Source organism: Legionella sp. PATHC032 (genome assembly GCF_026191185.1).
Taxonomy (GTDB): domain Bacteria; phylum Pseudomonadota; class Gammaproteobacteria; order Legionellales; family Legionellaceae; genus Legionella.
This window is the reverse complement of sequence record NZ_JAPHOV010000001.1, coordinates 2,537,651-2,552,857: the sequence shown is the minus strand read 5'-3', so window position 1 is coordinate 2,552,857 and position 15,207 is coordinate 2,537,651. Positions and strand designations below refer to the sequence as shown.

Genomic DNA, 15,207 nt, shown 5'->3' with positions numbered 1-15,207 from the left:
TAGACTATAAATAGAGTAAGTTAGATTAATGACTTCGAGATTAAAATGAACTCTATTCTTTTTAAAAATGCTAACGTTATTTTGGTAGAATCTACAAAGATTCAAAAAAATTTTGATGTTCTGGTTCAGAATAATTTGATCTCTCAAGTGTCGCAAATACCGCTTCAACCTTTCGAAGGAACGCGCATTATCGATGTCAAAGGGAAGACATTAATGCCTGGTTTAATCGATGCTCATGCTCATATTACCGGATTGACCTTAAGCCCAAAAAATATCCTCTACTCCGAAGCAGAGATATTTTTGGCTGCCGCTAATTATCTGAAAAATAGCTTGTCCTATGGCTTTACGACTTTACGAGAAGCTGGGGGCGCTGATTATAGAATAGCGCAATTACTGGATAATAATAGAATTCCTGGGCCTCGATTATTTTATTCCGGGAAGGCATTAACGCAAACAGGCGGAGGCGCTGATTTTAGAAAGCCGAATGAACAGAGTGATCCTTGCGGGCACATTAGTTCTTTCTCGACGATGTCCGTTATTGCAGATGGGGTGGATGAAGTGAGAAGGGCTGCCCGAGAAGAGTTAAGGAAGGGAGCATCACAATTAAAAGTATTCGCTTCAGGCGGGGTTGTTTTTCCTTCCCTTAGTAATCCAACACTGTATGAATATTCTGAGGAAGAATTATCGACAATTGTTGAAGAAGCACATGCAAGAAATACTTATGTCATGGCTCATGCTTATACTGATGAATCAGTAAGAAAGTGCATTAAATCAGGTGTGCGTTCCATTGAGCATGCTAATTTTGTAAGTGAACCAACTGTAGAGTTAATGTCGGAAAATGGAGTGATTTACGATCCTACATTTATTTCATTGGCGCAAAGAATTGAAAGTGCTGAACAAAACCGGCTGTCTGATGTTATTGTAGCCAATTTGAAAAATACTATTGAAAAAGGCAAAAAGGTTTATGAATATGCCTTAAAATATAAACTTCCTATTGCTTTTGGTACGGATTTATGGGGTCCTGAGGCACAGAGAGAACAATTAAGAGAATTTGAAATGCGCAATGCACTTGATTCAGCGGCCAATATCATTCGCTCAGCTACTATAGTCAATGCTGAATTGTTAATGCAAAAGGGAAAACTTGGTGTCGTAAGCGAAGGAGCTTATGCTGATCTGTTAGTAGTAGACGGTAATCCCTTCGTCAATTTAAATGTTCTGCTCCACCCAGATGAAAACCTTAAATTGATTATGAAAGATGGTGTCATTTATAAGAATGAATTATAAAGTACGATGGCATTACAATAGCTTAATGTCCACAGGACTTACCTGCAACAGCTATCTCCTCGCTCATTAAAAACATTTTTTGCCTTGACCTTGGCGTTTTTCGTAAGTCCTGTTCCGTACTAGGACATAGAAATGGAAGCCAATAACAGTTTAATTTTTTCTAAGCCAAGTTCATTCATTGTCACTATATTGTTTTCTGGTATGGTGTGGGTATCCCCATAGGCAGCGATTGCTTTGTCCAGGCTATCTTCTCTTAATAAATGGATCATGGGATAAGGAGAACGATTAGTATAGTTGGAGACATCATCTGGAGGTGTATCAGCAAAATAATAATCCGGGTGGAAAGTAGCAAGTTGGTAAATCCCTTCATAATTTAAGTTTTGAATTAATTGTTCAGCAAGGCTTATGAAATCCAGATAAGAAAAAAAGTCTTTAAATGCTCGAGCAAAAATGAGCAGAGTCGTTTCAACAGCAGGGTTTTCTTCCAGGAACTGAATTTCAGTGATTACATCCTTAAGCGCCTGATGCTTTTTTAGGGTATCTGAAGTAATTATTCTTAAAGTGCCTTTATTGACAGGCCCTTTTGCAAAAGGGCAAATCGTGTAATTGATAATGAAAGTTCGCACCCATTTCATCGTGTGTTCTGAAATCAACGGATCATGATATAGCATAAGGCAAGTCGCTTCAAAAAAAGGATATTGTACCTTGATCATGTGAAATAACAATTTCTTCTATATGGATATCAAAATCAAGTATACTTGGGTTAAAACAAAAATGGATTTTTGTCATGCAAAAAATATGTCGTTTTATTTTTAAACTGATAGGTTGGAAGATAGTTGGTAAATTGCCGAATGAAAAAAAATATATTGTGATTGTAGCTCCGCATACCAGCAATTGGGACTTTGTTATTTGCTTGTGTGCCCGTTTTGTTGTCGGCGTTAAAATTAATTTTTTAGCGAAACATCAGTTATTTTTTTTCCCTTTGAGCTATTTTTTGCGTGTTGTTGGAGGTACTCCGGTTGATCGTTCTAAAAAGGGAAATAAGGTTGAGAAAGTTGTGGAGTTGTTTCGCCAACGCGATGAATTAAAACTGGGTCTGGCTCCTGAAGGTACCCGAAGTCCGGTGACCAGATGGAAGGAAGGGTTTTATCATATTGCCCGGCAAGCAGGTATTCCTATAGTGATGGTGGGCCCTGATTATTCCACTAAAGAAATCAGGATCCATGAACCTTTTTGGGCCACGGGAGATATTAAAAAGGATTTTCAGTACATTATCGAGTTTTTTAGAACAATTAAAGGCTATCGCCCTAAAGAGATACCTGATTATAATCCTAAAGATTCTGATGCCTAAAAATGTTTGCGTAAAATTTCAAGCTCATGATGCATGTGATCGATTTTTTCCAGCAAGTCAAGAGCTAAAGCTACTCCAGGCAGATTAATGCCCAAATCTCTATGTAATCGAAAAGCGGATTCAAGGCGACGCAATTCTTTTTGGCCCAGTGCAATTTTTTGGGGATCGGATGGTTGATCTGGAAACAAGCCTTGTTCGATCATTTCAATGAATAATTCTTCAGGAATATGATATTTCTGGCATACTTCAATAAAAGAAATCGTTGTTGTTTCTTCGATAAGCATGCCTATTAAAAGATTGTCTTTGCTCACTCTTATACTCCCATAGTTTTACGAGGGTTGTAAGGCATTACCTCCGCCATTTTTTTATATAGAGCTTTTGCTTCTTCAGTTTGAGCAGGGGGGGTAATAATTTTTAATAGAACATATTGATTACCAGGCGTTGGTCCCGGTAATCCGCGATTTTTAATTCTGAGTTTTTGTCCGCCTTGTGAGCCAGGAGGGATTTTTAAATCAATTTTTCCTGCCAGGGTAGGTACGACAACCGTAGCTCCTAAAGCAGCTTCCCACGGCGTGATAGGTAGAGTGAGGTAAATATCATTTTCCATGACATCAAATACAGGGTGCTTCATCACTTCGACTGTTAAATAAAGGTCGCCTCGAGGTCCCCCGCCGCTTCCACTGCCTCCTTGTCCTGTTAAGCGAATTTGTTGTCCTGATTTAACCCCTGCAGGGATTTTAACTTTCAGGGTCTGTATTTTAGTTTCTGGGCCCTGCTCAACAGGAACTTGTAAGTTTTTAACAGCCCCATGATAAGCTTCCTCTAGACTGATAGTGATTTTGCCATGATAATTTTGACCAGTCATTGGTTGCTGTTGATAGCGGGAGTGTCCAAACAAGGTTTCGAAAAAGTCGCTATCAAAATGAAATTCCTGATATGGTTGTTCTTGAGTTCTTCGTTCAGTAAATTCATGGTTTTGGGGATTAAATTCTTTGTATTTCCGATATTGATCATATTCGGATCTTTTTTTAGGGTCTTTCAGTACTTCATAGGCTTCTGCCATTTCTTTAAATCGTTCTTCAGCATTCGGTTCTTTGCTAATATCAGGGTGATATTTGCGTGCTAATTTTCGGTAAGCCATTTTGATGTCTTTTTCAGAAGCATCCTGACTGACTCCCATGATTTTATAGTAGTCTTTATCCATTTTTTATACTCATTACCTATGCCAGTAAAAATACGCTTTTACGTCCTGAGGGCTGTCAAGGTATGCATAGCCATCATTTTTTCTTCATTCGCGGGAATAACAATAACAGAAAAAGGGTGCAGGCATTCTATCCTCTTGAGGATATTTGCTCTAATCAGTTCTGAATTTTCCCCTATTCCTCCTGTGAATACAATACCATCTACTCCACCAAGCGAAATGGCCATCATTCCAATAAATTGGGCTGTTTTCAGGCAAAAGTACTCCAAAGCAAATTGAGCGTTTTTATCAGGACAGGATTGTAATTCCTGCACATCATTGCTTGTCCCTGATAAACCAAGCAAGCCAGATTCGTTATAGAGTATTTCTTCTACCTTACATGGTGAAAGATTCAATTTTCTCATCATGTAAATAACAGCTCCCGGATCCAAACTGCCACAACGAGTTCCCATCGGTAAACCATCAAGAGCTGTCAAACTCATGGTTGTGTCTATACTGATTCCCCTATTCATAGCGCACAAGCTGGCGCCGTTGCCTAAATGGGCAATAATAATTCGATTGTTAGCCAAATCAGGGTAGTCTTTTTTGAGAACGAGAGAAATCCATTCAAAGGAAAGACCATGAAATCCATATCGCCTTATCCCTTGTTGTCTTAAATATTCTGGCAAAGCACAGGTAGTAAATAATGGAGTATGCTGAGCATGAAAAGCGGTATCAAAGCATGCAATCTGTGGTAATTCCGGCTTCATCCGGTTAATTATTTTTATGGCAGCCAAATTATGAGGTTGATGTAGGGGTGCGAGAGAATTCAGTGTTTCCAATTGGCTGATGATTTGCGGGGTAACCAGGACACTCTGAGTGAAGTATTCTCCGCCATGAACGACCCGATGGGCGACAGCATGAATTTCCCAGTTTTGCTGCTGTTGGCTAATCCAATCAAGCATGATATGAATGGCCTGCTCATGCGTCATGTCCTTTTCTAAAGTGATGGGGGTTCTCTGGTGCTCCGACGTTTCGTTAACCGCGGTAAAAGATGGTTTTCCTCCAATATTAATAATCTTGCCTTTGGCGAGAAGATGAAGTTTCTCTGTATTGGAGAACACTTGAAATTTAACGCTGGAGGAACCTGAATTGATAATTAAGAGTGCGGAATGCCTCATTTTATTTTGCCTGCTTTACGAGCCGCTGCTATCTTGGTTGCTACGGCACATGACAACAAACGTGTTCGTAATGAATCAGCTCTGCTGGCCAGAATGATAGGGACTCTTGCGCCGAGAACTATTCCTGCTGCATCAGCATGCCCGAGAAAGGTGAGTTGTTTGGCTAGCATATTTCCCGATTCAATGTCTGGTACCAGCAAAATGTCGGCATCACCGGCTACAGGAGAGATAATGTTTTTTTCCTTACTGGCTTGCTTATTGATGGCATTATCAAAAGCGAGGGGGCCATCCAGTATGCCATCAATTATCTGAGCTCGGTCAGCCATTTTACATAGGACAGCGGCATCAACAGTTGCCTGCATTTTGGGATTCACCATCTCAACAGCTGCAAGGATAGCGACCTTGGGTTTTGTTTCTTCTCCAAATAAAATACGCCAGAGATTGATTGCATTTTGACATATGTCTGCTTTATCCGCCGCATTTGGAGCTATATTAATGGCTGCGTCGGTAATGATTAAAGGTTTATGGTAAGTTGGAATATCCATAACATAAGCATGGCTGATGCGGTATTTGGTTCTGAGTCCAGAAGTGGCAGGTACTACTGCAGACATCAACTCATCAGTATGCAAGGCACCTTTCATGATAGAATCCACTTTCCCTGAGGCGGCTAATTCAACTGCTTTAAAAGCAGCAGCATCACTGTGTTCTGTGTCAATCATTTCCCAATTGGATAAATCAATTTTAGCCTCACCTGCAGCACATTTAATTTTTGCCATAGGGCCTATTAATACAGGGGTGATTAAACCAGCTTTGACTGAATCATAAACTGCTTCCAGAACATTCGTGCTGACGGGGTGAACGACTGCCGTTTTGATTGGAGGCAAGTTGCTACAGGCTTCAATTATTTTATTAAAGTGGTCATTGTGATGGATTTGCACCAGAGGCAAAACAGTTCGGGGTACCTTCATTTTTTTAGTCGGGGCAATGACTTTGGCAAGACCTTTAATTACTGTTTCTCCTTTTTGATTCACACCTATGCAGTCGAAATGAACAATCGATTTACCTGGATGTTTGTCACGAACAACAATGGTAATTGTAAGATTATCTCCAATGCGAACAGGAGTTATAAATTGAATATCTTGTTCAAGATAGATAGTTCCAGGCCCAGGAAGGACAGTGCCCAGCAGGGTAGAAATAAGAGCTCCAGACCACATGCCATGTCCGACTACGCCATGAAATACATCGCTTTTAGCAAATTGAGGATCGACATGAGAAGGATTGATGTCTCCAGACATAGCGGCAAATAAATTAATATCATCCTGAGTTAATGTACGATTTAAGCTGGCCTGGCGTCCTAAAGTCAGCTCTTCATAGGTGACATTTTCAAGAAATTCATTATTCATGACTCATTCCTTTATTTTTGTAATACATATTTTCCAGGAGCATTCGGCAAGTTTTTGTCCAGTTTAGGTGCAGACACCAGTTTTTGGGATGAGTGATTAACTAACCAATCGTGCCAGGCAATCCACCAGGATCCTTCTCTTAATTCAGCTTTTTTTAACCAGGTAGTTGGGTCAAGATAGGTTGAATCCATTTTTCTTTCCCGAATACGGTAATAACGTCCTTCATGCCCGGGTTCACTGACTATTCCAGCGTTATGACCTCCATTAGTCAAGACAAAGGTAATATCAGAATTGATTAACAAATGGGTTTTATATACTGATTTCCAGGGAGCCACGTGATCTTTTTCTGTGCTTACGACAAAAGCAGGTATCCGAATATTTTCGCCTACGACGGGTTTCTCGTCCAGAATAAACCGGCCTTCGGCAAAATCATTATTAAGGAATAATTTTTCCAGGTATTCACTGTGCATTTTGTATGGCATACGAGTTGCGTCAGCGTTCCATGCCAGTAGAGGGATCATCCCTCTTTGAGTCCCGTGCATGTAATCCTGAACCATTTTTGACCAAATCAAATCGTACGAACGTAGCATTTGAAAAGTCCCAGACATTTGTTTTGTGTCCAGATAGCCCTGCTCCCACATCATACTTTTTAAAAAGGATACTTCACTTTTGGTTATAAAGAGCAGTAGTTCTCCGGCATCAATAAAATCGCCTTGAGCAGCGAGCAGGGATAATGTTTTTAGACGGTTATCGCGATCATGAGCCATCGCGGCTGCAGTTAACAGAGCCAGCGTGCCCCCAAGACAATAACCCATTAAATGGATCTTGGTATGCGGAATGGCATTGCTCACTGCATCTATGGCACCCATAGCACCCAATTTATAATAATCATCCAGTCCAAGATTTCTATCTTCTTTAGTTGGATTGCGCCAGGATACAATAAATACAGTATGTCCCTGTCTAACTAGCCAGTTCACTAAAGAATTTTCCGGCAGCAAATCCAGGATATAATATTTCATGATCCAGGCAGGTAAAATCAAGATTGGTTCTTTATATACTTTTTCTGTTTGGGGTGTATACTGAATTAATTCAATTAGATGATTACTATAAACAACTTTCCCCTTTGTTACAGCAACTTGTTTCCCCGGGATAAAATTCTCAACTCCCGCAGGAGGAGAACCTGTTATTTTTTCTACAAAATCCTGGAAGGCGAGTTCTGTCCCACGAATTAAATTTTGCCCGTTCGAGCGAATTGTTTCCTGAAGCAAATCAGGATTAGTCAAAACAAAATTGGATGGCGACAAGGCGTCAAGAATCTGTCTGGTGGAAAAAGTTACTGTTCTTTTGACATGAAGTGGTATACCTGGAACTTTGCTCGAGGCTTGTAAACACCAATCTTCGAATTGGAGAAATTGTTCAGCCCAAAGCCGCCATGGATAGTAACTCCAGTTATCTGTATGAAAACGTACGTCTTTGCCATCTCTGGGCTTGTCATACTTGAAAAGGTTGGAAAGATAATCGTTAGCATGCAACAGCGGATAATAAGCCAGTCGTAGCATTGAACCAGGTGATTGCAGCAGTTGAGCAAACCAGGAGTAATAGGCTGTACCTAATGCGGCAGGGCTTATACCAGCAGTTAACTTTCCCAGATTAGCTTGATATAGCTTATCAATGAATCTGAAAATGGGGTCTGATTGTTCAGGCGCAGGTGTTTGTTCTAGTGGACTTAGGATTTCTTTTTTTGAGGATGCAGGCATTTCATTTGTTTTATTGATAGGTTTTTCGTTTGTTTTTTTCATACCTTGCGTCCTGTAGGTGTTTGATTTATAAAAAATAGTATAGCAGCATTCCATAAATGACAATTTAATCTGAGTTATTGTTTGAAAAGACTTAAGTTTTTCTTGCTAAACGATGATTTATAGGCAGTGGCTTGACTATAGAAATAAGGGGAGTTGTGCTATTATTCGGTTATTTATAATTTAGTGTAGATAAATCCACTCTATCTTGGAGATTGTGATGCTAAAATGTTTATCCAGTGTAATCATTGTGTTTTTGATTTTGTTTACAGCAGGTTGTCAGACCAATACTGTGAGTAACATGTTTATTCCATCTAATCCATCAGGCATGACTTTGGCTCAGTCGGTAAAAGATTCGCTAATGGAAAGCAATGATCCTGTGATCAATCAAATTCATGTTGAATCCAATCAAAATGTGGTCATATTAAGTGGTTATGTGAAAAAAATTCGTCAGAGTGATATCGCAGAACAAATTGCCAGACAAGTCCAAGGGGTTCAGTCAGTAGAGAACCACATTATTGTCCGCCCCTAAACGATTTTAACTTTTAAATAAATTAATTTCTTTTGTCAATGGCGTTGTTTTTAACGTCATTGACGTCATCATTTCTCATTATTAGCAGGCTTATTCTTTTTTATTTTCTTTGCCTCGGCAACAAGAACAACAACTAAAACAATTGTAAAGCCAGGCGATAAGGAATCCTGTGACGAACCCATCAATAAAGCCAATGACACCTCCAATGAAGCTTCCCAGGACAGAAGGTTCATAGCCAAGGTATAAGGTGGCAACTGCTTCAACAAAGGGCCTGCCATAAGTATAAAAATAGGCGATTAATCCCATGGCTAATAACGATAATCCCCACAGAATTCCTAATGAAAGACCTAGACCAACAGGGCTGATTTTGCAACCATTCATGGCAATCTCCTTATTAGCTCTCTTATATGTAATTATATACCAGTATATCTAATGAAAATTGTAGGTTATGGATTCCAACGTCTACAATTAAATAGTATCCACTTTTTGGATTAGGAGCATGAACTATTTCATTGGCTTATGTCTTGGGTTGCTAGGCTCGGTTATTTGCTATGCAAAACCTTATAGCCCTTCTCTTCCAGAAGGCTTAATCAAAGTCAATAAAGACAATAATCCCAAATGTGTGGAATTTGTAACCTATCAAGGAGAACTCTATTGCAGCGTTGTTCCTTTGACAGATTCTTCAACTGATTCACAAGTTATCAATTATGAGAAGCAAATAGTCCGTTTTGATGACCGACCATGGAAGATCGTTTGGGGAAAGAAAACGGATCAGGTAGTTACCGTTGAGTATATTCCTGTTGGAGATGACATTAATGACTGGAAAGAGTTGATTACCACACAATTTATGCCAGGTTTCACTCACATGACACCAACCCGGTTTGGCAATGAATTTTTATATAACCTGAATAAATCAGGGGTAAAATATATTGTCAATGTCATTGAGGAAAAGCCGGAACTACTCATTTTTGAATTTAAAGTTCAAGAGCCTGCTAATCTGCAACAAGACGAAATCTTGAAAATTACCAAAGGCAAGGATGGAATTTATGTACTTCATTATGCAATTAAAAAATCAGATATGACTAAAGAAAATAGAGACAAGTGGATAAAAAACTTAAAAAACAGTTTTATAAAAGTATCCACACCGTAAGTGCAAAAGAATGGACGAGATAAAGATTTACCATTTGAAACTTCAAATGACTTTAAAATAAATTGGCAATAGGTCGTATTATTCATTACAGTACTGCGAATGACATACAACAAGGTATTATTATGAAATTGTCTTTTTTAGGTGCGACTGGTACGGTTACCGGCTCTAAGTACCTGGTGGAATCAAATAATAAAAAGATTTTGGTGGATTGTGGACTTTTCCAGGGTTTAAAAGAATTGAGACTAAGAAACTGGTCACCCCTTCCTGTGTCTCCCAAATCAATAGATGCTGTTGTTTTGACCCACGCACATATTGATCATAGCGGTTATTTGCCATTATTGGTCAAACAAGGATTTAAGGGGCGCATCTATGCAACTGCTGCAACAACCGATTTATGTTCTATCTTACTGCCCGATAGTGGTTTTTTGCATGAAGAAGACGCCAGAAGAGCAAATAAATACGGATATAGTAAACATCATCCAGCTTTACCTTTATATACTCAGGAAGATGCAAATAATACTTTAAAATATTTTGAATCAGTCGAATATGACGCCCCCTATCCTTTAATGGATGATTACGAAATTAGCTGGCATAGAGCTGGACATATATTAGGGTCTGCATTTATTCAGTTTCAAACAAAACAAATCAAGTTATTATTTAGTGGTGATATTGGAAGACTCAATGATCCTGTTATGAAGCCTTCCGAGTTAATGAAATCTACCGATTATTTGGTGATTGAATCAACTTATGGGAATCGCTTGCATGATAAAACCGATCCTTTAGCGTTTATAGCCAACATAGTCAATACGACTTGTAAAAGAGGGGGTACGGTGCTAATTCCCGCTTTTGCAGTCGGCAGAGCACAAACTATGTTGTATTATTTATATATTTTAAAACAAAAAAAATTAATTCCTGATGTTCCTGTCTATCTGGATAGCCCTATGGCTATTGATGCCACTGAATTATTATTAAAGCATCATAACGAGCATCGCTTAAGTGCTGAGGAGTGCCGAGCTGTCTGCCAAATAGCAACTTATGTCCATACTCCTGATGAATCAATGGCAGTCGATCGGGGACATGAATCTAAAATTATTATTTCTGCAAGTGGCATGATGACAGGAGGTCGGGTTTTGCATCATTTGAAGGTATATGCTTCTGATCCTGCAAGCACTATCCTTTTGACAGGGTTCCAGGCTGCGGGGACGAGAGGTGCAAAAATGCTAAATCACGAGCCGACTGTTAAAATCCATGGTGATGATTACCCCGTCAGGGCCCAGGTAGCTACGTTAACCAATGCCTCTGCTCATGCAGATTATGAGGAAATACTAATTTGGCTAAGGCATTTTGAGAAGGCTCCAAAGGAAGTCTTTATTACCCATGGTGAGCCTCAAGCGGCATTGGGATTAAAGGGACATATTGAAACGGAATTGGGGTGGAATTGTAAGATACCTGACTATCTTCAAAAGGTAAATTTGGATTGATAAATCCTAAGAATAGTACTTAATTTAATATTCTGAGCAAAAGTGGTTAGTACTCTAAAAATCAGCTTTAGTTGAAACAGTTGGGCATGAATTGAATCTGATGACCCAGAATCTACAAAATCTCAAATTGATACCACCGGACGCTCATAGACGCTGAGCCTGTTTGGTTTAATGACTGGGTTTTGGTGATATAAAGTATTTTCCAAGACTCACAGCCGTTCAAATATCTTTACTTAACTATTTGAAAAAATAATTATTTATCGCTTTGGATAATCTTGACTTTTTTGATTATTGATTCTTAAAATGCTATTGGCAAAACGAGAGATCTTTGCCGGATTTATAATCATTTTCATTTAATTAAAAAGGGAATTGCTATGAATAAATTACAATTAACAGGCGCTGCTTTAGCAGTTGGTGCTGCTTCTATGTTTGCTTTGGCTCCTGCATTTGCTGTTGATGCTACAGCTACCACTATTCACTGTAAAGGTGTTAATGCTTGTAAAGGTCAAGGCAGCTGTAAAACTGCTGATAACGCTTGCAAAGGTCAAAACTCTTGCAAAGGCAAAGGTATTCTTGAAATGTCTAAAGAAGATTGCGAAAAACAAGGTGGTACCGTTGCTGAGTAATTAATAGCAATTATTTCAGTCGCATCTTGCCAGGTATGTAGAACAAACATGCCTGGTCCCCATTTTTTTTTATGGTTTAATATGGAAGTATTCCCCAATAAATTGGCTCAAAAATTACCCTATTTAGGTTTTGGTCTAGGATTACGGCCAAACTATTATGAAGAAATCCTGACGAGCAAGCCTGATTTGGATTGGTTTGAAATATTAACTGAAAATTATTTAATTCCTGGAGGCAAGCCTCTCTATTATCTGGACAAAATTCGCGAACACTATCCTATTGTCATGCATGGTGTCTCTCTTTCTCTGGGAAGTAGCGATCCTTTGGATTTCGATTATTTAAAGCAGGTACAAGAATTAGCTTCTCGCATTGAACCAGCCTGGATTTCAGATCATTTATGTTGGACTGGCGTTCATGGATTAAATACGCATGATTTATTACCGGTTCCCTATACAAGTGAAGCTATTCAGCACATAGTATCCCGTATTCAAGTAATACAAGATTTCTTAAAACGTCCTTTTTTGATTGAAAATGTATCAAGCTATCTTACCTACAAACAGTCAGAAATGTCAGAATGGGATTTTATTCTGGAAATAGTAAAACAATCGGGTTGTTATTTATTGCTGGATGTTAACAATGTTTATGTCAGTTCATTCAATCATAATTTCGATCCCATGGATTATATTAACTCCATGCCGCTTGGAAGAGTGGCTCAAATCCATTTGGCGGGGCACACCAATCACGTTGATTACATTATAGACACCCACAATGCTCCTGTAATTGAGCCAGTCTGGGATCTTTATGAGGCAACCATACATAGACTTGGTCCTGTATCTACTATGATTGAGCGCGATGATAACATGCCAGATTTTAGCGAGCTTTTATGTGAAATTAATCATGCAAAACGCCTTGCCATACAAGCCGCAAAAGAAAAGGTAGCAGTATGAATTCCCTCTTGACCTTACAAACCCAATTTCAAGAATTCATTTATTCCGGGCAAGACTCAATTAAAGAATCCATAGTGCCAACAAAGTTGGTTTCAACAGAAACTCGATTGAATATTTATAAAGACGGTTATCGATTGAGGTTGATTGAATGTTTGGCGGCAAATTACCCCGCTTTATATGCGTATTTAGGTACCGAGGAATTTGAAAAATTAAGTACTCGTTATATTGATTCTTACCCATCTTCTTACCGTTCAATCCGATGGTATGGTGATAGATTGCCCGAATTGATTAAAAAGTACTATGCGAAGTCTTGCTATTATTTGTATGAATTGGCTGAACTGGAATGGAAAATGACCTTAGCCTTTGATGCAGCAGATGATGCGGTGCTTCGTGTAGAAGAGATGGCAGCAGTGCCGCCTGAATCCTGGGCTGAGATGGGGTTTGTGCTTCATTCGACAGTCCATAGACTTAATTTTTGTTGGAATGTTTTTTCATTGTGGCAGGCTCTAGTCAATAACCTTGAGATTCCAGACTTGGAAGATAGCCCTGCTGCTACTGGCTGGGTGTTATGGCGAGGTCAAAATTATATCATTCAATATTACAGTTTGTCAGAAGAGGAAGCCTGGGCTTTAGACGCCCTGATTCAGGGAGCCTCTTTTGGGGCACTTTGTGAGGGATTATGCCAGTGGACTCCTGCTGAAGAGGTTGGAATGAAAGCAGCGTCTTATTTAAAAAACTGGATTCAAAATGGGTTATTGTCTCAATGTCGTATTCCGCGTAATTAGACATTGGGAGGTAAAAAAAGCTTATATTGACAGAACGACATAAGGATATGCCATGCTAAACCCAAGAGAGATCCGAACCATAGAAGATGCAAAACGCATCGTGGAAGAAAGACAATTGACTCATGTTAAGGTTGGTCTTTTTGATATCGATGGAGTGATGCTGGGCAAGTACATGAGCCGTAACAAGTTTTTTTCAGCTTTGGAACATGGTTTTGCTTTTTGTGATGTCATTTTGGGATGGGATTCTAAAGACAAGCTTTATGATAATGTGAAATATACTGGTTGGCATACGGGTTACCCTGATGCCTCAGTGAGAATTGTTCCTTCAACTTGTCGTGAAATAATATTTGAAGAAAATCAGCTGCTGTTTATGGCTGAATTTTCACAAGCAGCAGAAGTCATTTGTCCTCGCGGGATCTTGCGTCGTGTAATCAATAAAGCTGCGGGCATGGGGTATGATGTTTATGCCGCATTAGAATATGAATTTTTTGTATTTGATGAAACGCCTGACAGCGTGCGTGCGAAAGGATTTCGTAACCTGAAGCCTATTACTCCTGATAATTTTGGTTACTCGATCATTCGTAATACAGTCCATGCTGAATTTTATCATCAAATTCTCACCATGGCGGAAAAAATGGATTTTCCCATTGAGGGTCTACATACCGAAACAGGCCCAGGAGTTCTTGAGGCAGCAATAGCTGTTGATGAGGCTGAGGTCGCAGGAGATAAAGCGGCTTTGTTTAAAACATTTATGAAAATTCTCGCGCAACGCAATAATAAAATGGCAACTTTTATGGCTAAATGGTCAGGTGATTATCCGGGGCAAAGCGGTCACATTCATCTGTCTTTGCGAGATAGAGATGGTGGCAAATCTGCTTTTTATGAATCAGGCAGAGAATATAATATGAGCAAAACTCAACGCCATTTTTTAGCCGGGCAGCAAAAGTTGATGCCTGAATTTTTAGCCATGTTATCGCCGACTGTGAATAGCTATTCCAGACTAATTCCTGGCTATTGGGCTCCAACAGAGGCAACCTGGGGTGTCGAGAATCGTACCACCGCTTTACGAGTAATTCCCGGCAGTGACAAGTCACAGCGTATTGAATATCGCTTGGGTTCTGCAGATGCCAATCCTTATCTGGCTTTGGCTGCTGCCATAGGATCGGGGTTATATGGCATTGAGAATGAGTTGGAGCCTGAGGCCGAGGTAAAAGGAAATTCCTACGAACAAAATCATAGTCCAGAATTGGCATTGCCTCGCACATTATGGGAATCGGCACAAAGTTTAAAAAACTCTTCTGCTGCTTATGAATTATTTGGTAAAGAATTTGTTGAGCATTTTTCTGCTTCAAGGGAATGGGAGGAAAGAGAGTTTAGAAAACACATCACCGATTGGGAGCTGGACAGATATTTTGAAATTATTTAATCGATGCCCCAGATTTTGGAACTTAGATATTAATTGTCCAGGAACCTGACAGATTTTATATAACTTA

Annotated in this window: 16 protein-coding genes; 9 read left to right on the top strand and 7 right to left on the bottom strand. The window is 39.4% G+C overall.

Annotated features, from left to right (window positions below; translation table 11 throughout):
- The first annotated feature begins 45 nt into the window (after positions 1–45).
- Positions 46–1,284, top strand: coding sequence for a metal-dependent hydrolase family protein (locus OQJ02_RS11330; RefSeq protein ID WP_265719134.1), 1,239 nt, complete (start codon positions 46–48; stop codon positions 1,282–1,284).
- A 119-nt stretch (positions 1,285–1,403) separates the two neighbouring features.
- Here the strand turns inward: OQJ02_RS11330 and OQJ02_RS11325 are convergent, their stop codons facing one another.
- Complete coding sequence (locus OQJ02_RS11325; protein WP_322783412.1) at positions 1,404–1,955, bottom strand: DUF1415 domain-containing protein; 552 nt, start codon at positions 1,953–1,955, stop codon at positions 1,404–1,406.
- Positions 1,956–2,071: 116 nt separating this feature from the next.
- On the opposite strand from OQJ02_RS11325, the gene OQJ02_RS11320 reads away from it, so the two are divergent.
- A complete protein-coding gene (locus tag OQJ02_RS11320; protein WP_265719132.1) occupies positions 2,072–2,635 on the top strand; it encodes a lysophospholipid acyltransferase family protein in 564 nt (187 codons plus the stop codon).
- Here the strand turns inward: OQJ02_RS11320 and OQJ02_RS11315 are convergent.
- Genes OQJ02_RS11315 through OQJ02_RS11295 form a run of 5 tightly spaced genes read right to left on the bottom strand, consistent with a single transcriptional unit; the run spans position 2,632 to position 8,198 of the window.
- Positions 2,632–2,946 carry a chaperone modulator CbpM gene (locus OQJ02_RS11315; RefSeq protein WP_265719131.1) on the bottom strand — a complete coding sequence of 105 codons (315 nt, stop codon included), beginning with the start codon at positions 2,944–2,946 and terminating at the stop codon, positions 2,632–2,634. The two genes, OQJ02_RS11320 and OQJ02_RS11315, sit on opposite strands and share 4 nt — an antisense overlap.
- A 2-nt stretch (positions 2,947–2,948) precedes the next feature.
- Complete coding sequence (locus OQJ02_RS11310; RefSeq protein WP_265719130.1) at positions 2,949–3,839, bottom strand: DnaJ C-terminal domain-containing protein; 891 nt, start codon at positions 3,837–3,839, stop codon at positions 2,949–2,951.
- A 38-nt stretch (positions 3,840–3,877) separates the two neighbouring features.
- Positions 3,878–4,996, bottom strand: coding sequence for an acetate/propionate family kinase (locus tag OQJ02_RS11305; RefSeq protein ID WP_265719129.1), 1,119 nt, complete (start codon positions 4,994–4,996; stop codon positions 3,878–3,880).
- Positions 4,993–6,399 (bottom strand): bifunctional enoyl-CoA hydratase/phosphate acetyltransferase, encoded by a 1,407-nt coding sequence (locus OQJ02_RS11300; RefSeq protein ID WP_265719128.1) that lies wholly within the window; start codon positions 6,397–6,399, stop codon positions 4,993–4,995. The genes OQJ02_RS11305 and OQJ02_RS11300 overlap by 4 nt, the downstream gene beginning before the upstream one ends.
- An 11-nt stretch (positions 6,400–6,410) precedes the next feature.
- Positions 6,411–8,198, bottom strand: a complete 1,788-nt coding sequence (locus OQJ02_RS11295; protein ID WP_265719127.1) for a PHA/PHB synthase family protein — start codon at positions 8,196–8,198, stop codon at positions 6,411–6,413.
- Between the two features lie 217 nt (positions 8,199–8,415).
- Between OQJ02_RS11295 and OQJ02_RS11290 the strand changes: the two genes are divergently transcribed.
- Positions 8,416–8,727 carry a BON domain-containing protein gene (locus OQJ02_RS11290; protein ID WP_265719126.1) on the top strand — a complete coding sequence of 104 codons (312 nt, stop codon included), beginning with the start codon at positions 8,416–8,418 and terminating at the stop codon, positions 8,725–8,727.
- A gap of 90 nt (positions 8,728–8,817) precedes the next feature.
- On the opposite strand, the gene OQJ02_RS11285 is transcribed toward OQJ02_RS11290, so the two are convergent.
- Entirely contained in the window at positions 8,818–9,108 is a 291-nt protein-coding gene (locus tag OQJ02_RS11285; RefSeq protein WP_027227298.1) for a bacteriophage holin, read from the bottom strand.
- A 118-nt stretch (positions 9,109–9,226) separates the two neighbouring features.
- Here OQJ02_RS11285 and OQJ02_RS11280 point away from each other — a divergent pair, with 118 nt between their 5' ends.
- The 6 genes from OQJ02_RS11280 to OQJ02_RS11255 all read left to right on the top strand — a co-directional run bounded on the left by OQJ02_RS11280 (position 9,227) and on the right by OQJ02_RS11255 (position 15,140).
- Complete coding sequence (locus OQJ02_RS11280; protein WP_265719125.1) at positions 9,227–9,877, top strand: hypothetical protein; 651 nt, start codon at positions 9,227–9,229, stop codon at positions 9,875–9,877.
- A 122-nt stretch (positions 9,878–9,999) separates the two neighbouring features.
- Positions 10,000–11,358 (top strand): MBL fold metallo-hydrolase RNA specificity domain-containing protein, encoded by a 1,359-nt coding sequence (locus tag OQJ02_RS11275; protein ID WP_265719124.1) that lies wholly within the window; start codon positions 10,000–10,002, stop codon positions 11,356–11,358.
- A 374-nt stretch (positions 11,359–11,732) separates the two neighbouring features.
- On the top strand, positions 11,733–11,984 hold the full coding sequence (locus OQJ02_RS11270) for a hypothetical protein (RefSeq protein WP_010947964.1): 252 nt from the start codon (positions 11,733–11,735) through the stop codon (positions 11,982–11,984).
- 81 nt (positions 11,985–12,065) lie between these two features.
- Positions 12,066–12,929, top strand: coding sequence for a DUF692 domain-containing protein (locus OQJ02_RS11265; RefSeq protein WP_265719826.1), 864 nt, complete (start codon positions 12,066–12,068; stop codon positions 12,927–12,929).
- Positions 12,926–13,714: a DNA-binding domain-containing protein gene (locus OQJ02_RS11260; RefSeq protein WP_265719123.1), complete on the top strand. Its 789-nt coding sequence runs from the start codon at positions 12,926–12,928 to the stop codon at positions 13,712–13,714. Before OQJ02_RS11265 ends, OQJ02_RS11260 begins: the two co-directional genes overlap by 4 nt.
- A 52-nt stretch (positions 13,715–13,766) precedes the next feature.
- The gene (locus tag OQJ02_RS11255; protein ID WP_265719122.1) at positions 13,767–15,140 is read left to right on the top strand and encodes a glutamine synthetase family protein; all 1,374 of its coding nucleotides are present in this window, start codon (positions 13,767–13,769) and stop codon (positions 15,138–15,140) included.
- Positions 15,141–15,207: the final 67 nt, after the last annotated feature.